Here is a 23,788-nt window from a genome sequence, read left to right on the forward strand (position 1 = left end):
TCCGCCGCTGACCCCGAAAGGTCCGCTCGACTTGCATGTATTAGGCACGCCGCCAGCGTTCGTCCTGAGCCAGGATCAAACTCTCCAATAAGGTGTTGCTTATTAGATGAGCCGATTTGCTCATTACATACACTTGCGTGTTTGCTTTTCACTCGTTGTGCAGTTTTCAAAGAGCAACTTTTGTTGCGACAGCGAGAATTACTATATCATACTCTCGCATCGATGCGCAACTGTTATTTTCTGGCCAGCGCTTCGAATCTTGCGACTCGGGCGATGGAACCATATCTTACCACATCGTCTCTCAAAATGCAACCGAAACTATTTTCCAGACCAGGGTAATGGCTTACCGTCAGGCACAGACAAGGTCCGACGCGTTTTGCAAAGACAACGATGAATAATATACCACGTTTGCCCCGCCATTACAAATGGTATTTTTTTGACGCCGAACCGATCAGGAACGCTTCGTGCGCCGCCCGACGGCGAGCCTCGTTTTATCGAGCAGCGGAATGACTTTATCCTGCTGCCGGCTCGCGATCGTAATGAACAAAATGTCGATGACGTTCAGCTGCGCGATTCGCGACGCCATCGCCCCGCTTCGGATGCTTTGCTCGACGGAGCTCGTAAACAACCGGATGTCGCCCAATTCCGCCACGGGCGAAGAACCGAATTTCGTCAGCGTAATGATCGTGGCGCCCTGCTGCTTCGCTTCCGTCAACGTTTCGATAATTTCGTTCGTTTGCCCCGAATACGAGATGCCGAACGCAACGTCGCGCTCCGTCAGCGTAACGGCGGACGTCAATTGCGCATGGAAATCGGCGTATGCCTGGCACCACCAATTGATCCGGTTCAGCTTCTGGTGCAAATCCTGCGCGATGACGGCCGACGCCCCCATGCCGTATACGTCGATTTTTCGCGCTTTGGACAGCGCTTCGGCGGCCCGCTCCACTTCTTCCAACGAGAGCACCGACACCGTATCCTGAATCGATTGCTTGTTATTGTTGCTGACCGCCTGAATAATTTCTTCGACGGACGCGCCCATCTTGATTTCCTCGTACGTTCCGGTCGGAATGTTCGAGCTCAGATCGCCGGCGATGCGCAGCTTCAGCTCCTGAAACCCTTTCATATTCATCGTCTTCGTCAGCCGGATAATCGTCGCTTCGGAGACGCCGCTGTATTCCGCCAGCTTCTGCACGGACAGCTTGACGACGTCTTTCGGATGCTCCAGTATATAATCCGCAGCTTTTCGTTCGGACGGTTTCAATTGATCCAATATGGCTTTCATCGCCACAAGCCCGCCGTTCATCGCGATCACTCGTTTCTTTGTTTCTATAATTCCGCCCGTTCGCGCCGATGCCGGTCGTTTCGCTTCGGACAAGGCCACCGGGTCTAAAATCTAGCTTAACCGAACGGTACGGCCGGCGCAATACAATTTCCGGGACTTTCGCCACAAAATCGATGACCGCGAATCGGGCAGTGAACCTTTAGTCGAGTCGGAACCAATATAAGGCGAAGGAGGCCGGCCCCCGATGAACCAACAACAGTCTATAAACGAATTGCTGCAACGCATACGAGACGGAGATCCCGATTCGTTCGCCCGATTGTATGAAGCGACCCGCGACCAGGTATACCGGACTGTCTATTTTCTATTAAAGCAAAAGCAAGACGCCGCGGACGTAGTCAGCGAGATTTATATGGAGCTCCTGCGCTGCTTGCCGAGCTATAACGATGGCCAGCCGTTCCGGTCCTGGTTGAACGGATTGACGGTCCGCCAAGTGCACAGCTGGAACAGGAAGCAATGGCGCTTATTCCGGTTGTTCGAAAGGCGCAGGTCGATGTCGCTCGAAGAGGCGCACGAAGACGCCGCCGACGAAGTGGTGCGGGACGAAAGGGCGGAAGAGCTGTGGGCGTCCATCGAAAATTTGCCGTTCAAGCTGAAAACCGTCATCGTCCTCCGCTACTATCAAGACTGCAGTCTGGAAGAAATCGCGGGGATCTTGAACATCCCGACGGGAACGGTAAAGTCGCGGCATCATCTGGCTCTGAAAAAGCTCCGTCTATCGGTGCGCCAACCCGAATATATGAAGGAGGAATATATTCATGCAGACGGATAACGAGTTGAAACGGATATTTCATAGACGCGCCGCAGCCGTTATGCCGCCGGCGAGTCTGGACGAACGCGTCGCCGGGCTATTCGAGCGCCATATCGGCACCCAACCGGCTAAAACGCGCCGCCGCGCCAGATCGGCTTTCGGCAGACGGACGGCCACCATCGCGCTCGCGCTCCTATTGTTCGGAAGCCTCGCCTACGCTTCGACGACCGTTTATCGAATGAGTACGGAAAATTTCCGTTATTCGATGACGGCCGATCCGACGATTGCGCTGAAGCATGCGTCGGGCAAACAAATTTACGAAGCGGTTGCATTCGTCCAAGGCAAGCTCGGCGAGGACGAAAAGGCCGTAACGTTCATCCGTTTGCTGGACGAGGAAAAACTGCCTCCCCTGATCAGTGTATCGAAGCCGCGGTTATATACGGACATCGCGGAATGGAAAAAAGCCGTCAAGTTCGACGCAGCCTGGAAAATGCCGCAGCGGCTCCCCGAGGGCTACAAGATTGCCGGCGGGAGAACGCAGTTTCCGATCGAAGCCGTTACGGCCGAATGGGCCGACCGATACGGGAGCAAACTGAAGAAAGAGGCGCAAAAGAGCGAGGATGCCGTGTCGTGGATCATAATCGGCAAAGGCGGGCATCCCCCGTACCCGGGAATCGACATACCGAATCTGGTTATAAAAACGAAAGCGGGCGGGGAAATCATCGTCAGCTGGATGAGCGTTCCGCCCGATACGAAAGTCGCGATGGACGTGAAAACAGGCGGTATGACTGTCGCCGAAAAACTCGACGTGAACGGCGTCGATGCGGTCTATTCATATAACGCCGACCACTTCTTCAGCCCGACGGGACGCATGCAATCGCTCTCGTGGTCGGAACAAAAAAACGGGACCACGATCCTGTATCAGCTCTCTGCGGATGCGCCCGATATGACAAAGAACGATTTGGTTGCGATCGCCCGAAATATGGAGTGACCTATAAAAGCAAACCCCCGGCGCCAAGACAGGCGCCGGGGTGTTTTCGCGTTAAGATTGCCGGAGCCTGCGCAGCAGGACCCGTTTCCTATACATCATTTTGCCGACTTCCGCCACGTCGCTCACCGCGCTTTTGTTGAGCAGCGCACCGAACAGCATCCCCGCGATCGGAACGAGCTGGAACAGCTTCTTCCAGCCGAAATTGTCCCGGTACGTCGCGAGCACCTCCCGCCAACCTTGCAGCTCCGAGGCCAGCTCCCGATCCTTCGCCCCGGCGTCCGCCGACGCCAGATCTTCGAGCACCGCCCGTTTGCCGACGATATCGGACGAGCTGAACTGCAAGCATTTGACGATAAACACCCGCTCCCGCGGATCGTTCGGATCGAAGCCGTAGCAAATCGCCGTTTCCTGCAGCACCTTCAGCGACAAGCCGAGCAGGGCGGGAATATCGATCGCCAGCGTAAACAGCCCGCCGAATCCGGTCGTCGCGCCCTGGACGGCGGCGAACGTTTTGCGGCTTTCCGCCAGCCGGTCGGCGGCGCGGTCCATGATCGCAAGCGGCAGCCGTCCCGCTTCGGCAGCCGAAGCCGGAGCCGCAGCCGCATCGCGCAGGCCGTTTTCCTCCGCGGCGCGGCGAAGCGCGTCGAGCACCGTTTTTTCCGAAACGAGATAGCGCCCGCCCGTCTGCACGTAGCCGCCCAGCTCGTCGATCGCTTGGCCGATTTTGTTCCGCACCGTTTTGGGCGTTAGTTTGTCCAGCAGCATGAACGGAATGCGGCCGATTTTTTCCCAAAACCAAATATCTTTTTGCCCGCGCTCCCAACGGGCGACCGACTCGAGCTCCCGCTCCAGCCATTCCTTCGTTTCCGCGGCACGCACGTCCGCGCGCGGCCCGCCGGATTCGTCCGCAAAGCCGGCAGCTTCGTCCGAAAGCAACGTCATCGCTCACCACTCCTGTCTTTGTTCTAGTATGCTATACGGATCGGAAGCCATTCCGGCTCAACAAAAATATCGTTCGCGGCGGCACCGTTTCGCGGATAGCATGCAGGAATAACGGACACCGACGGTCGGAACAAACGATCCAGCTACCGCTTCAATACCTTTAACCGGCGCATCAAACGGGCGTAAGCGTCCTCGAGCTGCTCCTTCGAATCGTGTTTGCCCGGAGCGGACAAACGGCCGAGCAAGCCGGTCAGCTCCAGCTCGAGACGCATCGTTTCCGCCTCGCGTTCCGCGGCGGACAAGCCCGCAGCCTCATCGGCTTTCTCCGCGTCCGCCCGTCCGGCCGGCTCGCCGGAAGCTGCCCTTTCCCGATTGTCCGAGCCTCCGGCGGACCGTTCGCCCGATTCGCGTTTTCGTTTCCGTTCCCGATACTCCGCGAATCCGCCGTATTCGAACGTCCACGTCCCGTTTTCCATAACGAGCAGATGGGTCGCCACTTCGTTCAAAAAATGCCGGTCGTGCGAGCAAAACAAAATCGTCCCCGGGTATTCCCGCAGCACCTCCGCCAGCTTCTCCCTGGCGAAAATGTCCAAATAGTTGGTCGGCTCGTCGAGCAGCAGCACGTTGTAGTTCGCCATAAACAGCTTGGCGAGCACCGCCTTGACTTTCTCTCCGCCGCTCAAGACGCCGGCCGGCTTGAATACGTCGTCCCGCTTCATCAGCATGCGCGCGAGCGCGGTGCGGATATTCGCCTCCGGATAGTCGCTCGTCTCCGCGACCTGCTCCAGTACGGTGCGATCGTTTCGCAAGCCGTCCAGCCGTTGGTCGAAATAGCCGATCTTGCTCGCCGCGGCAAGCCGTACGCCGGCCTCCTGCCGAAAAATCATTTGCAGCAGCGTCGTTTTGCCGCAGCCGTTCGGACCGACGATGCCGAGCCGCATGCCGGGGGCGATGCTGCAGGAAAACGGACGGAACAACAGCCTCTCGCCGAACGACCGTTCGAGACGGTCGATCCGGATCGCCTCCTTGGCGTGAATCGGCGTATGGTACCGGATATCGAAAACGGGCTGCTCGCGAATTTTCGGCTTTTCCTTGACCTCCAGCTGTTCGATGCGCTTGTGAATCGTCTGCACCGTTTTCTCGACTTTTGCCTTGCGCCGGTTGAACCGGTCTTTGCCAAGCCGCGCTTCGCTGTTCGTCTTGCCCGTTCGTTCCTTCTTCATGCTTTTCGCCTGTTCCGCTTTTTCGACGGCCGCCTGCTCGAGCCGCCTTTTCTCCTTCGCGTACTGCTCGTATTCGAACCATTCGCGTTCGCGCCGCTGTTCCTTCTGCCGCATATAGTCGGAAAAATTGCCGGCATAGTCGCGGAGCCGCCCGTCCTCCAGCTCGAGAATGCGGGTGCACACCGCATCCAGCAGCATCCGGTCGTGCGAAATGAGCATCACGGTCCCGGAGTACGTCCGCAGCTGCTCCTCCACTTCCGCCGCTCCGTCCGTGTCGAGATGGCTCGTCGGCTCGTCGGCGAACAGAAGCGCCGCCTGCTTGCGCATCGCCTGCCGCCATTTCCAGCGCGTGCGTTCCCCGCCGCTCATGGTGGCGTACGCCTCCGGCGCCGCCGATTCCTCCTCGTTCGACTCGGCAAGCTCCGGATCGGCCGGGTCTATCTGCCGAACGAAGGCAGCCGTGCCGTGCCGCGCGACCGATCCTCCGTCCGGCTCCGCCAGGCCCGCCAGAACGGAAAGCAGCGTCGTTTTGCCTGCGCCGTTTTCGCCGACAAGGCCGACCCGCTCGCCCTCGTACAGGCGCAGCGTCCCTTCGATCCGAAACAACAGCCGGTCGCCGATGCGGCGTTCGAGCTGATTCGCTTCCAGTCTTAACATACAAAAAAACCTCCCCGTACCCGGAGAGGATTGGTCGTTTTCCGTTTTCCATATACCGACGCAAACCGCCTTGCAACCAGCGGCGCAGCCGAATACGCGCGTGCCGTATCGATTCGCTTCCGTCTCATCCGGCTGCGGACGCATCCGGACGAAAAGGTCGCGCCATCGTCCGACCAACGGCGCGAAACGGGCCGGTTCGGCTATGCGGGTGCGGTATCGGCGAAGGACGTGTATTCGGTCGTATGGACAGACGTATCCCAATCTCCGGGTCAATTCGAATTAGAATCATCGTTCGGTATGATCCAATGCGCTTTGCCTTACGACAGAGATACATGATCCATTTCCGTCAAATACCTTGCCCTTTCCTTCGATTAGCCGCCGCTTTGTTTTGGCGCTGCGGCTTGCTCACAGTATAATGGGAATGGAATCCTTTTGTCAAACGCCCGGTTTCGGGGCGGGACACCTTGGTCGCGCTTGGAACGCGGCCGGACGGCAGGCAGCAAAACGTCCGTCGTCCGGGGCAAATCGGTCCCTATCCGCCTGTCGATTCGTTGGACGCCGATTTCCGGCCCGCGAAAAGTACGCTATACGTTCCGACCCGTTTCAATCCTTTCTTAGGAGGTTTCGCTTATGTCCCAGGATCCGCTGTACACCCCGCTTTGCCGGCTGCTCGGCATCGAGCTGCCGATCGTGCAGGCCGGCATGGCCGGCGGGCCGACGACGCCGGAGCTCGTCGCCGCCGTATCGGAGGCCGGAGGCCTCGGCACGCTCGGCGCCGCCTACATGGAGCCGGAGGCGATCCGCGAAGCGGTTCGCGCGATCCGGCGCCTGACGGCGAAGCCGTTCGGCGTCAATTTGTTCGTCGTCGCGATGCGGGACGATTACTCGCGGTACGCCGAAGTGCAGCCGGTGCTCGACCGGCTCGGCGCGGAGCTCGGCGTGCCGCCGCGGGCCGGCCTGGAGCCGATGCCCACGCCCGATCGGCTGGAGCGGCAGTTCGCCGTGCTGCTGGAAGAGGACGTCCCCGTCATCAGCACGGCGTTCGGTCCGCTCCCCGAGCCGTTCGGGCGCGCGGCGCGCGATGCGGGCCGGCTCGTCGCCACGATGGTGACGACGGTGGAGGAGGCGCGGCTCGCCGAAGCGGCGGGCTGCGACGTCCTCATCGCGCAGGGCGGCGACGCCGGGGGCCACCGGGGCACGTTCGACGTCGAACGTCGCCCGTACGGGGCCCTCGTGGGCACGTTTTCGCTCGTTCCGCAAATTGCGGATCGGGCGAACGTGCCCGTCGTCGCCGCCGGAGGCGTGATGGACGGCCGCGGCCTCGCCGCGGCGCTGCTCCTTGGGGCGCAAGGGGCGCAGCTCGGCACGCGGTTTTTGACCGCGGCCGAATCCGGCGCCCATCGCGCCTACAAGGAGGCGCTGCTGGCGAGCGCGGAGGACGACACCGTCGTCACCCGCTGGTTTTCGGGCCGGCCCGCGCGCTCGCTGCGGAACCGGTTCATCGAGGAAACGGAGCGGGCCGGCGTCGAGCCGCTGCCGTTCCCGAGCCAAAACAGCGCGACCGGCCCGCTGCGCCAAGCGGCGGCTCGGCAAGGCGACGCCGGGTACATGTCGCTTTGGTGCGGGCAGGCGCCCCGCCTGCTCACCCGCGAAACGCCGGCGGCGCAAATCGTCCGCGAGATCGCGGAGCAAGCCCGCCGCCTGCTTGCCCCGGGGACGCCGTAATGATCCGCAGCGCAAAAGGCCCGATAAAGTGAGCAGTCATATGCTCCTTTATCGGGCCTTTTCGACTTTGGAGGTTGCTGCGCCGAACCGTTAACGAACGAAACTTCCCAATTAGCCACCTTCACCTGCGCTAATTCGCCCGAAATGCCGGGCAACGTGCAATGAAGGAATTTTAGTTCACTATTAATGCCACTAAGTATATGAATAGTGAACTATCGTTTTGTATCGCACAACATTTTCGTATTAGCGGACAACTAAGAAAATGAGGTTCCTTATTAAGAAAATAAAGTTCATTAACGATCGGAGACCGCCCGCTCCACAGCCGAAGTCGGAACCGGGCGACGGCGGCATGAAGCCTGCGCCCTCACCCTTGCGCCGTCGCCCCCCTTGCTACCTTGCTTGTTCTCGCTTCACGCGCCGCGCATCGCCTGCTCGAAATAGTCCCATCCGAGGCCGACCTGCTCCGGCTTATGGGAATCGGAGCCGTACACGCATTCGATGCCGGCGGCCGTACAAACGCGGATGAACCATTCCGGAACGTACGGCTTGCCGCATGTCTCCACGCGCAGACCGGCCGTGTTCACGTCGACGCCGACGCCGGTCCGTGCGAGCAGCGGAACGACCCGCTCCAGCCTCTCGCGCACCTGCTCCTCGTCGATCGGCGGCAGCGCGCGGCCGAACTTCTCGATCAGCCCGATATGGCCGAGCCGCTTCCGTCCCGGCAATCGGATCGCGCTTTCGATCGCCAGCTCGACGTGGTCGAAATATTCGCCGACGACCTTTTCCATCGAGCCGTAATAGTCGAGCAAATTCGTCTTGAAATCGTCGGGCTTGTAATCGATGCAGCGCATGCCGCCGCGGCCGGGCAAGTAATGGACCGATACGACGCAATCCTCCAACAGGTCCGCCCACGGCTCCGCGACCCGCTGCGTAAACGCGAAATTATCGTGCAAATAATCGATCTCGAGCCCGACCGCGACGTCGATCCGCCCTTCATACCGGTTTTTGCAGTCGCGCACGTATTCGAAATAGGCCGGCATTTCCGCGAAGTCCATCGCCAGCTCCGCCATCAGCCCTTCGTCGGGCACGAGCTTCTCCGGCAAAGGCGGATGCTCCGTGACGGAATACCGCTCGAACCCGAGCGCGATAGCCCGGTCCAAATAACGCTCCAATTCGTCCGGGTGGCCGTGCTTGCAAAATTTCGTATGCGAATGCCCGTCCCATTTGATCATCGTCCGATTCTCTCCTCCGTCTTCTCCGCCTACGGCCCGCCTCGGCGCCGCTTTCGGTCCGCCGACACCGGCCGCCGGGCGCCGGTTCGGCACGGCCCGACAATAAATCCGACGCGTCCTAGCCGGCGCCGAAGGAGCGCTTCCTTCGTCACCATCGCGCTCCGTGCCGGTCGGCCGTTTTTCCGTATTCATTGTACCAGCTTCGCCGCCGGCCGCGCCATGCCGATTTTTCCGCGAGCGTTACGCCTGCGCCGTCGCCGTTTCGGCCTCGTAGACGTCCGGGGATACGCCGTCCAGAAAGGGAGTGCGCTCGCCCGCATAGCAAAGGTGCAGCTCGTGCATGGCCCGCGTGCAGGCGGTATAAAACAGCTTCCGCTCGCTCTCCCGGCCGTAACGGTCGCGGGATGCGTCATACAGCACGACGCCGTCGAATTCGACCCCTTTGGCCAAATACGAAGGGATGACGACCGTCCCCTGCTCGAACGTCGTCGAGGTCGTGCCGATCAGCTTCACCGGCAGCAGCGCCTGCAGCGCTTCGTACGCCTCCCGGCTTTCTTCCGCTGTTTTGCAAATGACGGCGATCGAGCGGTGTCCTTCCTCCTGCATGCGCCGAATCCGTTCGGCGACGGCGGCCGGCAGCGCAGCCCGGTTCTCCGTCCGGACGACAACCGGCTTCCTTCCTCCCCGATTGAACAGCTCGATCGCTTCGCCGCCCGCTATAAGCCCACGCGTAAATTCCACGATTTCGCGCGTGGACCGGTAGCTCCGCGTCAATACGAACTTCTCCGTCTCCTCCTCGTCGAACAGCCGGGCCAGCGCCGCAAAGCCGTCCTCCTCGGCCGCGTGCGCATAGATCGCCTGGTTCAAGTCGCCGAGCACGGTCATTTTCGCCCGCGGGAACAGACGGCGCAGCACGGCGAATTGGAACGCGGAGTAATCCTGCGCTTCGTCGACAAAGACGTGCCGGACGGACGTATTCGTCTGAAACCCTTCGAGCCGCTCCAGCACGTTCAAATACGGCGCGGCGTCTTCGTTCCCCAGCTCGCCCCGGTCGAGCCTTTCGACCGTCTGCGCGCAGATGTCGCTCCACAGCGGCGGCAGCGGGTCTTCGGGCGCAAGCGAGGCGGCGAAATCCGGGCGCTCGAACAGCTGCCGGTATATGCCGGGGACGTCGATGAAGGCGAGCCGTTTCGCCGCCCTTCTAAGCGGCTTGAATCGCTCTTGCACGACCATGAACGCCAGCTGATCGTGCTCCCGGGCGAAATCGTCGAACGTGTTTTCGGAAAATCGCTTTTTCCGCTGCAGCTGCTCGAACGCTTCGATATAGGCATCCTTGTCGAGCAGCTCGATTTCGTCTTCGACCCACGGCTTGCGCCGTTCCAGCTTCGCCAACTGCCGCAGCTCCTTCAGCAGCCATTCCGACAGCTCCTGCATCCGGTTCGGAAGCGTGCGGGCGCGGTCCGTCTCGTAAAACTTTTCCCGCAGCCGATCGGCGGACACGAGCACCCGGTCCCGGAACGTCACGTCGCGAAACCGTATGCCGTCCGTCGCCAAATAGGCCGCATACTTGTCGAGCAGGCGCATGAAGGCGGCGGACGATTTGAAGCGGATTCCTTCCACTCTCGCCGCGTAGCCGGGCTCCTCCATCGCGGTCAGCGTATATTCCATCTGCTCGAACGGGTCTTCGACCTTGAACGATTGCCCGAGCCGGTATTCGACGTATTGCTGGAACGTCGTCTGCTCCATGTTTTCTTCCCCGAGCTCGGGCAGCACCGTCGATACGTAGCTGTTGAACATCGGGTTCGGCGAAAACAGCACGATTTGATCCGCTTTGAGCGTTTCGCGGTACCGGTACAGCAAGTAAGCGACGCGCTGCAGCGCCGCCGACGTTTTGCCGCTGCCCGCCGCGCCCTGCACGATCAGCAGACGGGCCCGCTCGTTGCGGATGATCCGGTTTTGCTCCCGCTGGATCGTCGCCACGATGCTCTTCATCTGCGCGTCCGACTGCTTGCCGAGCACCTCCTGGAGCAGCTCGTCGCCGATCGTGACGCCCGTATCGAACAGGCTGCGAATGACCCCGTCCCGGATGACGAACTGGCGCTTCAGTTCCATGTCCCCTTCGATCGTGCCGCCCGGCGTTTCGTACCGCGCCTCGCCCGGTCCGTAATCGTAATATAGGCTCGACACCGGCGCCCGCCAGTCGTAGATGAGAAACTCCATGCCGTCGTCGCTGAGCAGCGAGCTCGTGCCGATATAGACGCGTTCGGCATTCCGCTCGCCCTTTTCCCGAAAATCGATCCGCCCGAAATAAGGAACCTGCTTCAGCCGCGCGAGCGCCTTCAGCTGATTGAACGCATGGCGGTGGCTGCGCTCCCGCTCCGACAGCACTTCCGCCTGCTGCTTCATGCTGGCGAACGTCTCGATCGCTTCGATGGCGTCTTCCAAATTGACCGTTACATCGTCCCAAAACGTTTTGCGAATTTGCACGATGTCCGTTTTCAGATCGCCGACCTGCTCCCCGAGCTTCTCCATTCGCTCGTCGATAATGCCGACGACACGGTTCACCCTCTGCTGCTCCTCCGCCCTGTTCAATTCCGCGCTCATGCCACCGCTCCCTTTCGTCCTTATTTTTCGCTCGAAAAACGAGTTGACAACGTTCTTCCCTTTGTGTTATGATTATGTTGGGAATATATGATGATTATCGTTTTTCATGAGCGAGAATCACTTTTCATTGTACCACGGGGTTATTCCCGATACAAGGCGATATTATGCAAAAAGAGCAACGGAGACGCATCGGCGACTCCGTTTTTTAGTTTCCGGACGGCAATCCGACCCGGACTGTACGTATGCCTTAACGGCTCGGCGTCCGTTCCCTCGAATGCAATAAACCTCAGCCCGCTGTCCGACGTCTTTGAACGGATCCGTACGATTCGTTCGCAAATTTCTTGCGCCGGGCAGCTTGTTCACCTTCTCCAAACTCTCATGAAATGCTCAACACGCCTCGAATGCGCCCCTCCTGTCATATTGCGGAAAAGTCCCTCCAAGCAATGCATTTCGTTTTGTATGCTAAACCTTTCTACGACTCCCGACCTTCGGCCCGGCTCATTAGCGGGCAATTTATGTCCGAGGGATACATATATTCATGTAAACGGCGGCAGGCTTCTTAATTCCCGTTCGACACTTTTGTAAAATACAACAATTTCAATTATATAATTGAAATATACTCGTTACAGTTATATAATTTCGTTACAAATTATTTTATTGGGGAGTTGAATCGCATGCCTGAACCGACGGCCGTCAGCTCGTCGCTTGACGAGCTTTCCGAAGGGATGGCCGCCTTCGAGGAGGAATTGGCCGACGAAATCGGAGAGCTCGCGAAACGGCGCGATTGGCAGGCCATTCAAGAAAAGACCGAGTACGCCAAGCAAATTCGCGCGTTCGCCCACAAGATCATGGCGCTCAAGGAGGAGTGGGACCGTCTGAACGGCTTGGACGATGCAGGCCCGGCGGAGTACGAAGGCGATCCCGACCAGCTTCCCGTTACCGCCCGCACCCGCTGGGAGCAAATCGGGGACAAAATTCGCGTGCAAACCGAAGGCGTCCGTTCCGCATACTCGAACGTGATCCCGGTTTGGCTGTTTAAAGATTTGGCTCTTGCCGCCCTTTCGCTAATCCGCGCAAACGGTTACGTGAAAACGGCCGACGTGCTGAACGGCAAACTGGATACGATCGTCGAAAAAAGCGAATACAAGCGCGCCCCCCGGCTTCCGGTGTACGTCACGTTCAAAGTGCTGGTCAAGGAAGGCATTTTCGAGAACCCGGACCGGAATACGCACCGGTATACGCTCGTAGGCGGCAACGAGCAGTTACTGCATCGTTTTTTGGGCGAGCTCGGTTAACTGCGGATATTTAACGTCGCAAAAGAAGCCGTTCGCAAAAAAGTCGCTCAGCCGTCGTCATCAGGCGCTGCGCTGCGGAAAGTCTCCAACGTGCAATGGGAATTACGCTTTCCCCGTCCCGACACGAAGGAATACAAGATCGGAAGAAAAGATTACCGGCAAGGAGCGTGTACTTATGGGTGAACGAATCATCCGGCAAATCGGAGATCCGGTACTGCGGCAAGTTTGCAAGCCCGTACCGGCCGTTACGCCGAATATTATTAAGCTGCTTAACGATTTGGCGGATACGATCCACGCCGGCGACAATCGCGCCGGACTCGCCGCTCCGCAGGTCGGCATCGCCAAACGGGTGGCCGTCGTCGATTACGGCACCGGGCTGATCGAGCTCATTAATCCCGTTATCGTCGAACGTTCCGGCGAACAGACCGGAGCCGAAGGTTGTTTATCGATTCCCGGCGTATACGGGATCGTCAAGCGCGCGCAATATGTCAAGGTAAAGACGCTCGACCGCGACGGGAACGTCGCGTACGTAGAAGGCACGGACAACGTGGCGGTTTGCTTGCAGCACGAAATCGATCATTTGGACGGCGTGCTGTATATCGACCATGTGAAGAAAGGCGAGCTGTTCAGCGAGCATAACGACAAACCGCTGGACGTCCTGAACATGATCCGGCTGTCGCGGTCGCAGGAAGGAAGGTAAGCGGCACGCTCAATTCGGTCGCTTCCGAGAACGTTCCTCCCGATCCCGGAGCTTCTCCCTCTTGCCAATCGCCCGCTCTGTACTATGATCGAAGCACACCGTTCGAGCCCTTTTCGGGCCGATGCGGTGTTTTTTTTATTTTGTATTAGGAAGGGAGCTGCATTATGACATTCGAAAGCGAGTACGAAGCTTTTCTGCTGCGCCATGCGAAGATGGGCCCGAGCGAGCGTCTTCGCCGTCTGCAGGAGGGACACGGCCATGCCGAGAAGCTGTTTCTTCAGCATGTGTGGTGGCCGGCGATCGGTCATTTCGACCATTTGCATCCGGAATACGAGGTCCATGACATCAAGGACGGCACGCGCTTTCTCGATTTCGCCTATATCCGGACGCCGTACAAAGTTTGTTTCGAAATCGACGGCTACGGCCCCCATAGCCGGGATGCAAGCCGACGGCAGTTCGCGGACAATTTGTTGCGGCAAAATCATCTCGTCATCGCGGGACGGAAGGTGATTCGCTTCGCCTATGACGACATTCAAGAAAAGCCCCGTCGCTGTCAGCAGCTGCTCGGCAAATGGTTCGGCGACGAGCATCGTCACGCCGCCGATTAGTCGAAATCGACGTCCTGCTTCCCGCTTCGGGTGCGAAACGAATACGAACGTACCGGCTGAGCGCTTCCGTCCAACCATATTTATATGGATGATCCCCCATTAACGGAAGCAGATTTAAGCAGATTCCGTTATCCGTGTAAAATAAAAAACATGTAGGGCATTAAAGGAACTGCGTTCCGTTATTTGTCCAAGATGCGGGTTCATCCTCAAAGCGCGGCAAACGGCGCGAGCCGCACCAGCTCCCGGCGCGTCCCGATCGCCATGACCGGCTCCGCCTCCGGCGCCATCCATTCGAGGACGCGCAGCACGTGCTCCTCCGCGGTCGTCACGCAGCCGGCCGAGCCGGTATCGGGGCCGCTCCAGACGTGGAAAAAGATCGCGCTCCCCCGCCCCGGCACGATCGGGCTATCGTTATAGCGGATGACGGCCGCTTTCCGATAAAGCGGAATCGACAGCCGTTCGAACGACGCCCAGCGGCCTGCCGGATCGCCGTCGTAGCGGACCCAGCGGTTGTAATCCGGCGAACGCGGATCGTCTACCCAGTAGTCGCGGTCGTCCGTCAGCCGGTACGGCCACGTCCCTGCCGGAACCGGCCCGGCGCCGAAGCCGCTGCCCATCCGGAACCGCCCGGCGGGCGTCCGTCCGTCTCCTTCCCGCTTCAGCAAAGACAGCCCGCCGCGCCCGATCGCCGCGGGAGCGGTTCCTCTCCGCTTCCAACCGTCCGCCTCGCTCCGCCGCTCCCACATGGACAGCGTCGCCCGGACCGTTGCGTAATCCGGCGCCTCAACGACGAGCATTTGACCAGTGCGTTCGATGCCGCACACCTCCATAAGCCGCTCCCCCTTCGATCTTCTACTATGCGTCGTGCTTTTTGCGCTGTCTCGTTGTTCCATTCACATATTTTCCGTCCGTCCATTATACGCCGAATTCATGCCGCTAAGAAGACGTTGTCTGGAATAAGACTTTATCGAACGTTACCGGGGGTACTTCCCAGCGATTCCCTCTCCCGTTTCTGAAAAAACAGCGAAAGTACCAAAAAAGGTCATCGTATTCCATAGGATTGCGCCGTCATTTTTCTTACAATGAACCTATCTATGCCTTTCGCATCGCGTTATAATAACATTGGCGGAAACTGGACATGGACATGGAAATGACATTACCGGCAAAAAGGAGTCGAACCGATGAACCGTCATCTTCACGCGGATATCGTCATTATCGGAGGAGGCACCGGAGGAACGGCGGCGGCGCTCGCCGCGGCCCGGATGGGACGCTCCGTCATTATGACCGAGGAAACCGATTGGATCGGAGGCCAGCTGACGAGCCAAGCCGTGCCGCCGGACGAGCATCCGTGGATCGAGCAATTCGGCAGCACCCGCAGCTATCGCCAGTTCCGCAACGGAGTGCGCGCCTATTACCGCGACCACTTCCCCCTTACGCCCGAGGCGCGCGCCAACGAGCGGCTCAATCCGGGCGGCGGCGGCGTCAGCCGGCTGTGCCACGAGTTCCGCACCGCGCACGCCGTGCTGCTGCAAATGGTCGCGCCGTACGTGCACAGCGGCAGGCTGACCATCTTGACCCGCCATGCGATCGAGTCCGCGGAAACCGAAGGCGACCGCGTCGTCTCGGCCGTCGTGCGCAATCGCGACACCGGCTCGCAAATAACGTTGACCGCGCCGTACTTCATCGACGCGACCGAATGCGGCGACGTGCTGCCGCTGGCCGGGGTCGAGTACGTAACCGGGGCGGAATCGCAAGCCCAAACCGGCGAGCCGCACGCGCTGGAAGGCGAAGCGGACCCGCTCGACATGCAGGGCTTCACCCATTGCTTCGCCATGGATTATGTCGAAGGCGAAGACCATACGATCGAGCGCCCGGCGCAGTACGATTTTTGGCGCAATTACAAAGCCGACTTCTGGCCGGACAAGCTGCTCAGCTGGAAAGGCGTCCGCCCGCATACGCTCGAGACGGTGCAGTACGAGCTGTTCCCCGGCACGGACCGCTACTCGCTGTTCCATTACCGGCAAATCGTCGAGAAGTCGCACTTCGTCCCCGGGACGTACGCAAGCAACGCGACGCTCGTCAACTGGCCGCAAAACGACTACTGGCTCGGTCCGGTGTTCGAGGTCAGCGAGGAAGAGCGCGCGAAGCATCTGGAAGGCGCGAGACAGCTCAGCTTGTCGCTGCTGTACTGGCTGCAAACGGAAGCGCCGCGTCCCGACGGCAAGTACGGCTACCCCGGACTTCGTCTGCGTCCCGACATCGTCGGCACCGAGGACGGCCTGGCGATGTATCCGTACATCCGCGAATCGCGCCGGATCAAGGCGGAGTTCACCGTTCTCGAGCAGCATGTCGCTACGGCGTGCCGCCCGGACGGCAAAGCGGAAACGTTCGCCGATTCGGTCGGCATCGGCTGCTACCGGATCGACCTGCACCCGAGCACGGGAGGCCGGCATTATATCGACATTTCGTCGCTGCCGTTCCAAATTCCGCTCGGCGCGCTCATTCCGGTGCGCATGAACAACCTGCTGCCGGCCTGCAAAAATTTGGGCGTGACGCACATTACGAACGGCTGCTACCGGCTCCATCCGGTCGAATGGAACATCGGCGAATCGGCCGGCTATTTGGCCGCCTACTGCCTCGAACGCGGCGTTTCGCCGCGCGCCGTGCGCAATACGAAGCCGGATCTCGAGCAGTTCCAGCAGCTGCTCGCGCGCGAAGGCGTCGAGCTGTCGTGGCCCGCAACCCGTCCGGTATAATCGTTCTTTATCGTTTCATACCCTTACCAATCCATGAATGAGGTGCTATCCGTGAGCAAAACCGTAAAAATCGCCGTCGTCGGCGCCGGATCGATCTCCGAAAGCCATTTGCGCTCCTATAAGGAAAACCCGCAGGCCGAGCTGTACGCCATCTGCGACCTGAACGAACAGCGCGCCCGCGCCAAAGCGGAGAAGTATAACATTCCGCACGTTTACACCGACTACAACGAGCTGCTGAAAGACCCGAACATCGACGCCATCAGCGTTTGTACGTGGAACAACGGCCACGCGCCGATCAGCATCGCGGCCCTTAACGCCGGCAAGCACGTGCTGTGCGAAAAGCCGCTCTGCAAAACGGTCGAAGAAGCGTACGCCGTTCAGGAAGCGGTTCGCAAAAGCGGCAAAACGCTGCAGGTCGGCTTCGTCCGCCGTTACGCGTCGAATACGCGGATCGTCAAGGAATATATCGACAACGGCGAAGTGGGCGAAATTTACTACGCCAAAGCGACGTGCATTCGCCGACTCGGCAACCCGGGCGGCTGGTTTTCCGACATCGAGCGTTCCGGCGGCGGCCCGCTCATCGACTTGGGCGTTCACGTCATCGACTTGTGCTGGTATTTGATGGGGCGGCCGAAAGTAAAAAGCATCAGCGGCAACACGTACCGCAAGCTCGGCAACCGCGCCAACGTGAAAAACCTGGCCTACTACAAGGCGGCCGACTACAACGCCGAGCATAACGACGTGGAAGACTTGGCGAACGCGGTCATCCGCTTCGAAAACGGCGCTTCCCTGCTCGTCGACGTCAGCTTCACGCTGCACGCGAAAAAGGACGAAATCTCCGTCAAGCTGTACGGGGAAAAGGGCGGCTTCGAGGTCGAGCCGGAGCTGGCGATCGTTACCGAAAAATACGATACGATCCTGAACGTAACGCCGCAAATCAACAACCTGTCGTTCGATTTCGTCAAAGGGTTCCAGGACGAAATCGACCATTTCATCGGCGTTTGCCTCGGCGAACGCGAAACGCTCAGCCCGGTCGAGGACGGCGTGGAAATGATGAAAATTTTGTGCGGCATTTACGAGTCGGCGGAAAAAGGCGTGGAAATCCGGTTTTAAGCCGCGTTAACAAAATCAAGCAAGCCGAATGATAATTGTTATCATTCAGGGTCATACTAAGAGGGGAGATCGCAGCTCCCCTCTTTTTTAAATCGGATTACAGCTTCGGTTCGAACGTTTTGCAGTCGGTTTCTTCGGAATTTCGCGCATGCTCGCCGCGGTGGCTGACTACATAGATGGACGATGCGCTGCATTTGTTGCCGGCCGCCCAATATTTGCACGAATTCACTTCGCAAAGCACGTCTTTGGCCATGTCCCTCACCTCCCCTCTCCCATTAAGGGTGGGCTACCGGGGCATTGTTTTATACGTGCTTCTTTTTGTTCCGCATTCGATCGGCGGGGGAACGCCGCGAATGCGATCGGCGCGCCCTGCCGATACCGGCGTTATTTGCCTTTCGCTTTTCGCGCCTCGGCAATTTGCTTGTCGGCCGTCTCCTGCGCGTCGCGCAGCGCCGTATTGATATCTTTCTGACCGAGGGCAACCGCTTTCGCAGCGTCGTTCAGCCGCGGCTTCACGATGGAACGGTCGTATTCGTTCGGGTTGTCGTGCATTTTTCTCGGCTTCGCCTTGAAGATGCCGGCCGTGTTTTTCCCCTTCAGGCTGCCCAGATCGGATCCGAACGACTTTTCCAGCTCCGGCTTGTTCAATACGGGGAACCGCCCCGCCTTGGCGACGGCTGTCTGAATTTCCTCGGACAGCATATAGGCCATCACCTTGAACGCATCGTCCTTATGTTTGCTTTGGTTGCTCAGCATGAGCAAATGCATGTCGACTTCCCTGCCCTTGCCGAGCTCCTCCTGGAAGTTGGGGAGGGCGGCGATGTCGTAGTTCAGCGGCTGTCCTTTCAAAAACAACTCCTCCGCGGCCCCGATCACCCCGTCCGACCAGTTCGGCAGCATCGCCAAATTGCGGTCCTTCAAAAAGGCGTTCAGCCCGTAAGTCCACTTGTTGTTCGGGCCGATGTAGCCCGGAATATCGTAATTTTGCTTCAGCAGGTTAAATATGTTTTTCCAGCCGTCGGAGTTGATGACCGTATTGCCGGTCTTCGCGTCGACGAGCGGCAGCGACAGCTGCCCGCCCGGCCGGTCCGGTTCGGTGAAATCGAGCCCGACATACTGGATGCCGCCGTCTTGACGGGTCAATTGCTTCGCCAGTCCGATGACCTGATCCCACGTCATCAAATCTTTCGGATAGCCGACGCCGAATTTATCGAAAATGTCCTTATTGTAAAACAGCGCCGCGTAATTCATCACGAACGGAAGCCCGATCATTTCCCCCGGTTTGTCCGCATACATGCCGAGCGTCTCCAAGACGGCCGGATTGACGCCCGACAAATCGAGCTTCTCCTTCTTGACGTATTCGGACAGATCCGCCACCCATTTCAAATCTTTATGGGCGAATACCGCCGTATTGCTGCCGTACATGATATCCGGGTACGTTCCGGCCGCGATGAGATCGTTCGGGTCGGTGCCGCCGTTTGCTTTATCTTTCACGAATTCGAGCGTAATGTGGGGATACTTCTTCTTGACCGGCTCGGCGAAAAAACGCTGAAACTCGTTGTCCGCAAGCGCGGCCCCGTGCAAGTAAAGCTTTAACGTGACCGGCTCCTTCTTCTCTTCGGGCTTCGCGCCCCCCTCCGATACGCCTTCTTTGCCGGCGCAGCCCAACAACGATACGCCCAACAGCACATTCAACGAAACAATGACAGCCTTCTTCATGGTTCAACCTCCCGTTTTGATCGTTTTTCCGTTTTTGATGCGCGGCGCAGCGGCGCCTGCGCTCATAAAAAGTAGCACGGCGCACGGACGGCGGGAAACGTACACTTTTTGCTTTCGCTCTCTTCTTTTGCTCAGTCGAAAAAAAGGCCCCCGCCGGCCCGATCGAGCCGGAGGAGACCTTTTTTGTTCCGCTTACTTTTTTTGCGCGAGCCGCAGCGGACTTCGCTTGGCCCACTCGCGTTCCCGGTATTCGCTGGGCGTCAGCCCGGTAAACTTTTTGAATATCCGGGTAAAGCTCGTATCGTGCGTGTAGCCGACCCGTTCCGCGATATCCCGAATTTTCCAGTTGGATTCGGCCAGCAGCTCCTTCGCTTTGCCCACCCGCAGCTCCGTCAAATAATCGATAAAGTTGTCGCCGGTATACTCCTTGAACAACCGGCTCAAATGCGACACGGATACATGAAACTCGTCCGCAATATAGTGCAGGGACAAATCGCTGAGCGCATAATGGTTCCGGACGAAATCGATGACGGCGTCCATCCATTCGTTTCTGTCCCGGTTAAAGCGCCTTGCCGCAATACGCTCGACATATTCGCCCAGCGTCGCGTCCGCCATGTCCCGGATTTGCTCCAGCCTTTCGCAGCGGCCGAGCATTTCTCCGATCGACGGCGAGCCGTCCGGCTTTTCGCGGTTATCCCGCTTCGCGCCGAGTTCCTCTGCGGTGACGGCCGCCCTCATCAGCAGCTGAACGACCATATGCTTGATCGTATCCGGCGGCACGCCGTATTTGCCGAACGCATCGAACCATTGGGCGGTTAAGGACCGCAGCTTCGCCGCATCGGGCAGCTTGAGCGAATCGACGATGCCGTCCATCATCGCGAACAGCTTCGTATACTCGGCATTATGCATGTCGAGAATATCGTCCGCCGTAATGACGGTATTGCCGCCCGTAATCAATCGGTACTTCAGCGCCTCGAGCGATTGCTTGTAGGATAAGGAGATGTCCGGCACGGAGTAGACGATCCCGCCGATTCCGATCGTCACCGTTCTCCGCAAATAGTCGCGCACGCTGCGCTTGATCATATCCGCGACGGCGACGGCGCGAATCGCCAGCTTCGCCTCGTCCTCCGCGTCCTCGAAGCTGACGATGACCGCGCAGCGGCCGTCTTCCCATTCCATCGCGGCTCCTCTATGCTCCGCGCCCACGATTTCTTCGGCGATGTTGCACAGCGCGTAAGCGTACAAGTGCAAGTCGCGCGCGCTCTTGATCTCGTGCTGGTTGTCGAGCTGTATGCTCATGACGACGAAGCAGCCGTCGTACAGCCGGATGCCTACCAGCTCCATATACGCATCCATGTTGCGATAGCCGGCCAAATCGTTGGTCAATATGTTCATGAGCAAACGCCATTTCATGAACGGCTTGCTTTCCTTGATCTGCTTCTGCAGCTTCTCGCTGTCGCTCAGGACGTCCTGCATCATCGTTTCGAAATAGACGAATTCGTCGGAATACCGGCCGTCGAAGCCGCGCAGATGATGCGCCTTCAGCTTGCGCGACATGCTGGCGATAAAGCGGTTAACCGGCTTGAACGTCCAGCGGCTGACGAACACGGCGGCGAGCGCGGCGGCGCAAAACAGCATCACCGACACGGCCAGCAGCATGTTCCGGATATGGACGAGCGGTTTGTTAAGCTCGACGGCCGGTACGACCCGGATGATGCTCCAGCCCGTATATTCCGAGCCGAAGTGAAAAATCGAGCTGCGGGCATCTCCTACGTCTGCCGTAAAAAAGCCGTCGCTCCCGCTTTGAAGCAATCGGGCGATATAGGGAACCTCGCCCATGTTTTTGCCGACCGTACGGTAATCCGGATGAAGAATCACCTGCCCGGTGCGGTCAATGACGAACGATAGCTCGGGCGCCGGGTAGCGGTCCAGCTCCTGAACGAGACCGTACAGCGCCTCTTGCTTGACGCTGACCGCGATAGCCCCTCTCCGGTAGCCGGGAGAGTGCAGCAGCGGGTACGTGCGAACCGAGGTGATGACGTCCTGATATACCGGAAAATTGGCGACGTCCAGCGTCAGCTTCCGGGTCGGGTACCAGCTTTGAAACCCGTCCGCCGCGTAAAATTGCTCGATCCACCCGAAATTTTCCGGAACGTCTTCGGCCGTATTGCTGTTCGCGGATATTTTCTGCTTCTTGACATAGGAATACAGGTCGACCGAAAAGACGTAATCGCTTCTTTGCATCATGTCGTTCAGCAAAGCCTCGATCAGTCTCTTGTTTGCCTGACGCTCCCCCTCCTCCATGTCCATGTCGAAAAACTTGCGGACTTCCTCGTGCTTCAGCAGCCGGATCGCGCTCCGGTCCAATTCCTCCATAATCAGCTTCAGCTTCTGGTCGATCTGGCGCAGCAGCTCCATATTGGCGTTCGCCACCTCATGGTTCAGTCTGCCGGTGACGATCCGGTAGGAAAGAAAGGCCGTCAACGAAACGACAAGCAGCAGCAGCGCAAGCAAAACGAGAACCATTTTTTTCGCCAACCGGGATTGCCAAAGATTCACGGGCTCCCCCCTATCCGATGCTCATCCGGCCGGCCGTTCGGAAAGCCGGCTTTATTCGTTTCGTACCAGCTTCGGACAAGCGCCTCGACATGCACGCCGCCGATGCGCCGCCATTCCTTGCGAATTTCCTGCATCGCCCATTCCGGGGTGTAGGCGGGGCCTTCCCGCACCGCTTTGAGCCGGAAATATTCGAATTTTTGTCCGACGGACGCAATCGCCTCGTTCAATTCCACGAAGCTGGGCTGGTACGGCAAGTCTCGCCTGTACGTATAGTTCAGCGCTTTCCGCAGGGCGTCGGTCTGCAAGCCGGCAACGCGCTGGGACAGCGGATCGGGCGCGGCTCTCGCGGACCAGTCGGACGGGCGCACGATTTCCGGCCGAAGCACGGCGTACTCGGACGCGTACAACACTTCCTTCCGGTATTTCTCCGCGTCGATCGTTTGCGGAATCCCGTTTACGGTTCGGACATGGACGCCTTCCGTGCCGTACGCAAGCTCCTTCCATCCTTTCTCGAGCATCCAGTCGAGGTACTTGACCGCCGTTTCGGGATCTTTCATTTTCTTGTTGAACGCCACATAGATGAACGGGGGCTCCTCCTGATACAGGCCGTATACGCCCCGTTCCGTCTCGACCGGCTCGAGCGGCACCGGTTTCGCGGCGGGGAAGCCGTTCAGCAAGTCTTTCAGCTGCATGTCGAACGTAAAGCTGCTCCACTGGCACAAGCAAATTCCGGCTTTGCCCGACACCCACGTCCGAACCGAATCTTTGCCCTCCGTATCGATCAGCCCTTCGTCGTAAAGCTGCTTTTCCAATCGGATCGCGTCCTTATACCGATCCGTTGTCGGACCGTATTGCAGGCTGCCGTCCTCCACAAACCATTCGCTCCGATGAATGCCGTAAAGGGCGGCATAAATGTCGGGCGATTCGCGGCCTACGATCGCGACGGTGTCGTCTTGGCCGTTGCCGTCCGGGTCCCGGCTGCGGAACGCTTTGGCGACGTCCAGCAGCTCGTCGATCGTTCGCGGCATGGCGAGGCCCAGGTTGTCCAGCCAGTCCTGCCGGATCCATATCCCGTGATTGACGACCGAGGTGACCGGGCGCTTCGTTGCAACCGCATACATTTTGCCGTTGAACGATAAGTAAGGCTTCAGTTCGGGATGTTCCCGCAAATAGCTTTTATAAGCCGTACTGTACGCTTCCAGGAAATCGTCGACCGGCTGAATGACGCCCTGCGACGCCAGCATGCCGATATATTTTCGGTCATAATCCCAGATCAGGTCGGGAGCGTCGCCGGCCGCGAACATAATATTGAGCTTTTCTTGCGCCTGCATTCTCGGTACCGGGACGAAATGGACGTAAATGCCGGACTGCTCCCGTATCCGTTCCACCCAACGATTGTTTCGGTACGTTCCTTCTTCGCTGGACACTTGCCCTCTGTCGTACATGGAGACGCTGAGCATCTTCGGGGCGGCGGATTCGTTCGAGCCGCCGCACGCCCCGAGCGCGATGCCGAACGCGGGCAGAAGCGTCAGCAGCGCCGCATTCCGTTTGCCGGCATTTTCGTTCATGGCATC

Annotated in this window: 18 protein-coding genes and 1 rRNA gene; 8 read left to right on the forward strand and 11 right to left on the reverse strand. The window is 58.9% G+C overall.

All coding sequences use genetic code 11. The features are described 5' to 3' along the window. Together PV407_RS16975 and PV407_RS16980 are read right to left on the reverse strand one after the other, a co-directional pair. Positions 1–91, reverse strand: a 16S ribosomal RNA gene (locus PV407_RS16975); the annotation flags it as partial. Between the two features lie 360 nt (positions 92–451). Next, entirely contained in the window at positions 452–1,303 is an 852-nt protein-coding gene (locus PV407_RS16980; protein ID WP_332091112.1) for a MurR/RpiR family transcriptional regulator, read from the reverse strand. 223 nt (positions 1,304–1,526) lie between these two features. On the opposite strand from PV407_RS16980, the gene PV407_RS16985 reads away from it, so the two are divergent. Together PV407_RS16985 and PV407_RS16990 are read left to right on the forward strand one after the other, a co-directional pair. After that, positions 1,527–2,111 carry a sigma-70 family RNA polymerase sigma factor gene (locus PV407_RS16985; RefSeq protein WP_332091113.1) on the forward strand — a complete coding sequence of 195 codons (585 nt, stop codon included), beginning with the start codon at positions 1,527–1,529 and terminating at the stop codon, positions 2,109–2,111. Beyond that, positions 2,098–3,081 (forward strand): hypothetical protein, encoded by a 984-nt coding sequence (locus tag PV407_RS16990; protein ID WP_332091114.1) that lies wholly within the window; start codon positions 2,098–2,100, stop codon positions 3,079–3,081. The genes PV407_RS16985 and PV407_RS16990 overlap by 14 nt, the downstream gene beginning before the upstream one ends. Before the next feature lie 51 nt (positions 3,082–3,132). On the opposite strand, the gene PV407_RS16995 is transcribed toward PV407_RS16990, so the two are convergent. Both PV407_RS16995 and abc-f read right to left on the reverse strand, forming a co-directional pair. Continuing rightward, a complete protein-coding gene (locus PV407_RS16995) occupies positions 3,133–4,023 on the reverse strand; it encodes an EcsC family protein (RefSeq protein WP_442951670.1) in 891 nt (296 codons plus the stop codon). 143 nt (positions 4,024–4,166) lie between these two features. Beyond that, entirely contained in the window at positions 4,167–5,903 is a 1,737-nt protein-coding gene (abc-f, locus tag PV407_RS17000; RefSeq protein WP_332091115.1) for a ribosomal protection-like ABC-F family protein, read from the reverse strand. Positions 5,904–6,533: 630 nt separating this feature from the next. Between abc-f and PV407_RS17005 the strand changes: the two genes are divergently transcribed. Next, a complete protein-coding gene (locus tag PV407_RS17005) occupies positions 6,534–7,628 on the forward strand; it encodes an NAD(P)H-dependent flavin oxidoreductase (RefSeq protein WP_332091116.1) in 1,095 nt (364 codons plus the stop codon). A 410-nt stretch (positions 7,629–8,038) separates the two neighbouring features. Here the strand turns inward: PV407_RS17005 and hisJ are convergent, their stop codons facing one another. After that, positions 8,039–8,860, reverse strand: a complete 822-nt coding sequence (hisJ, locus tag PV407_RS17010) for a histidinol-phosphatase HisJ (protein ID WP_332091117.1) — start codon at positions 8,858–8,860, stop codon at positions 8,039–8,041. Positions 8,861–9,100: 240 nt separating this feature from the next. Further along, on the reverse strand, positions 9,101–11,464 hold the full coding sequence (helD, locus tag PV407_RS17015) for an RNA polymerase recycling motor HelD (protein WP_332091118.1): 2,364 nt from the start codon (positions 11,462–11,464) through the stop codon (positions 9,101–9,103). 674 nt (positions 11,465–12,138) lie between these two features. Between helD and PV407_RS17020 the strand changes: the two genes are divergently transcribed. The 3 genes from PV407_RS17020 to PV407_RS17030 all read left to right on the forward strand — a co-directional run bounded on the left by PV407_RS17020 (position 12,139) and on the right by PV407_RS17030 (position 14,067). Then, positions 12,139–12,759: a hypothetical protein gene (locus tag PV407_RS17020; RefSeq protein ID WP_332091119.1), complete on the forward strand. Its 621-nt coding sequence runs from the start codon at positions 12,139–12,141 to the stop codon at positions 12,757–12,759. Between the two features lie 175 nt (positions 12,760–12,934). Further along, positions 12,935–13,459, forward strand: a complete 525-nt coding sequence (gene def / locus PV407_RS17025) for a peptide deformylase (RefSeq protein WP_332091120.1) — start codon at positions 12,935–12,937, stop codon at positions 13,457–13,459. A 164-nt stretch (positions 13,460–13,623) separates the two neighbouring features. Further along, positions 13,624–14,067, forward strand: coding sequence for a hypothetical protein (locus PV407_RS17030; RefSeq protein WP_332091121.1), 444 nt, complete (start codon positions 13,624–13,626; stop codon positions 14,065–14,067). Positions 14,068–14,273: 206 nt separating this feature from the next. On the opposite strand, the gene PV407_RS17035 is transcribed toward PV407_RS17030, so the two are convergent. Then, complete coding sequence (locus PV407_RS17035) at positions 14,274–14,960, reverse strand: L,D-transpeptidase family protein (RefSeq protein ID WP_332091122.1); 687 nt, start codon at positions 14,958–14,960, stop codon at positions 14,274–14,276. Between the two features lie 288 nt (positions 14,961–15,248). Here PV407_RS17035 and PV407_RS17040 point away from each other — a divergent pair, with 288 nt between their 5' ends. Both PV407_RS17040 and PV407_RS17045 read left to right on the forward strand, forming a co-directional pair. Beyond that, on the forward strand, positions 15,249–16,823 hold the full coding sequence (locus PV407_RS17040; protein ID WP_332091123.1) for an FAD-dependent oxidoreductase: 1,575 nt from the start codon (positions 15,249–15,251) through the stop codon (positions 16,821–16,823). 33 nt (positions 16,824–16,856) lie between these two features. Then, a complete protein-coding gene (locus PV407_RS17045) occupies positions 16,857–17,936 on the forward strand; it encodes a Gfo/Idh/MocA family protein (protein WP_442951671.1) in 1,080 nt (359 codons plus the stop codon). 97 nt (positions 17,937–18,033) lie between these two features. Here PV407_RS17045 and PV407_RS17050 read toward each other — a convergent pair whose 3' ends face one another. The 4 genes from PV407_RS17050 to PV407_RS17065 form a co-directional block, all read right to left on the reverse strand. After that, positions 18,034–18,189 carry a DUF1540 domain-containing protein gene (locus PV407_RS17050; protein WP_332091125.1) on the reverse strand — a complete coding sequence of 52 codons (156 nt, stop codon included), beginning with the start codon at positions 18,187–18,189 and terminating at the stop codon, positions 18,034–18,036. Between the two features lie 131 nt (positions 18,190–18,320). Continuing rightward, a complete protein-coding gene (locus PV407_RS17055; RefSeq protein ID WP_332091126.1) occupies positions 18,321–19,655 on the reverse strand; it encodes an ABC transporter substrate-binding protein in 1,335 nt (444 codons plus the stop codon). Positions 19,656–19,847: 192 nt separating this feature from the next. Beyond that, a complete protein-coding gene (locus PV407_RS17060; RefSeq protein WP_332091127.1) occupies positions 19,848–22,214 on the reverse strand; it encodes a helix-turn-helix domain-containing protein in 2,367 nt (788 codons plus the stop codon). Further along, positions 22,211–23,782, reverse strand: a complete 1,572-nt coding sequence (locus PV407_RS17065) for an extracellular solute-binding protein (protein ID WP_332091128.1) — start codon at positions 23,780–23,782, stop codon at positions 22,211–22,213. Before PV407_RS17065 ends, PV407_RS17060 begins: the two co-directional genes overlap by 4 nt. Between the last annotated feature and the right edge of the window lie 6 nt (positions 23,783–23,788).

This window comes from Paenibacillus sp. GYB003 (assembly GCF_036577625.1).
Classification (GTDB): domain Bacteria; phylum Bacillota; class Bacilli; order Paenibacillales; family NBRC-103111; genus Paenibacillus_AB.

Bases quoted from the DNA above. Each gene is read 5' to 3' on its own strand.
- PV407_RS17045 (WP_442951671.1), top strand. From the start codon at position 16,857: ATGAATGAGGTGCTATCCGTGAGCAAAACCGTAAAAATCGCCGTCGTC.
- PV407_RS17050 (WP_332091125.1), bottom strand. From the start codon at position 18,189: ATGGCCAAAGACGTGCTTTGCGAAGTGAATTCGTGCAAATATTGGGCG.
- PV407_RS17035 (WP_332091122.1), bottom strand. From the start codon at position 14,960: ATGGAACAACGAGACAGCGCAAAAAGCACGACGCATAGTAGAAGATCG.
- helD (WP_332091118.1), bottom strand. From the start codon at position 11,464: ATGAGCGCGGAATTGAACAGGGCGGAGGAGCAGCAGAGGGTGAACCGT.
- def (WP_332091120.1), top strand. From the start codon at position 12,935: ATGGGTGAACGAATCATCCGGCAAATCGGAGATCCGGTACTGCGGCAA.
- PV407_RS17020 (WP_332091119.1), top strand. From the start codon at position 12,139: ATGCCTGAACCGACGGCCGTCAGCTCGTCGCTTGACGAGCTTTCCGAA.
- hisJ (WP_332091117.1), bottom strand. From the start codon at position 8,860: ATGATCAAATGGGACGGGCATTCGCATACGAAATTTTGCAAGCACGGC.
- PV407_RS17065 (WP_332091128.1), bottom strand. From the start codon at position 23,782: ATGAACGAAAATGCCGGCAAACGGAATGCGGCGCTGCTGACGCTTCTG.
- abc-f (WP_332091115.1), bottom strand. From the start codon at position 5,903: ATGTTAAGACTGGAAGCGAATCAGCTCGAACGCCGCATCGGCGACCGG.
- PV407_RS17005 (WP_332091116.1), top strand. From the start codon at position 6,534: ATGTCCCAGGATCCGCTGTACACCCCGCTTTGCCGGCTGCTCGGCATC.
- PV407_RS17030 (WP_332091121.1), top strand. From the start codon at position 13,624: ATGACATTCGAAAGCGAGTACGAAGCTTTTCTGCTGCGCCATGCGAAG.
- PV407_RS16995 (WP_442951670.1), bottom strand. From the start codon at position 4,023: ATGACGTTGCTTTCGGACGAAGCTGCCGGCTTTGCGGACGAATCCGGC.
- PV407_RS16990 (WP_332091114.1), top strand. From the start codon at position 2,098: ATGCAGACGGATAACGAGTTGAAACGGATATTTCATAGACGCGCCGCA.
- PV407_RS16980 (WP_332091112.1), bottom strand. From the start codon at position 1,303: ATGAACGGCGGGCTTGTGGCGATGAAAGCCATATTGGATCAATTGAAA.
- PV407_RS17040 (WP_332091123.1), top strand. From the start codon at position 15,249: ATGAACCGTCATCTTCACGCGGATATCGTCATTATCGGAGGAGGCACC.
- PV407_RS16985 (WP_332091113.1), top strand. From the start codon at position 1,527: ATGAACCAACAACAGTCTATAAACGAATTGCTGCAACGCATACGAGAC.
- PV407_RS17055 (WP_332091126.1), bottom strand. From the start codon at position 19,655: ATGAAGAAGGCTGTCATTGTTTCGTTGAATGTGCTGTTGGGCGTATCG.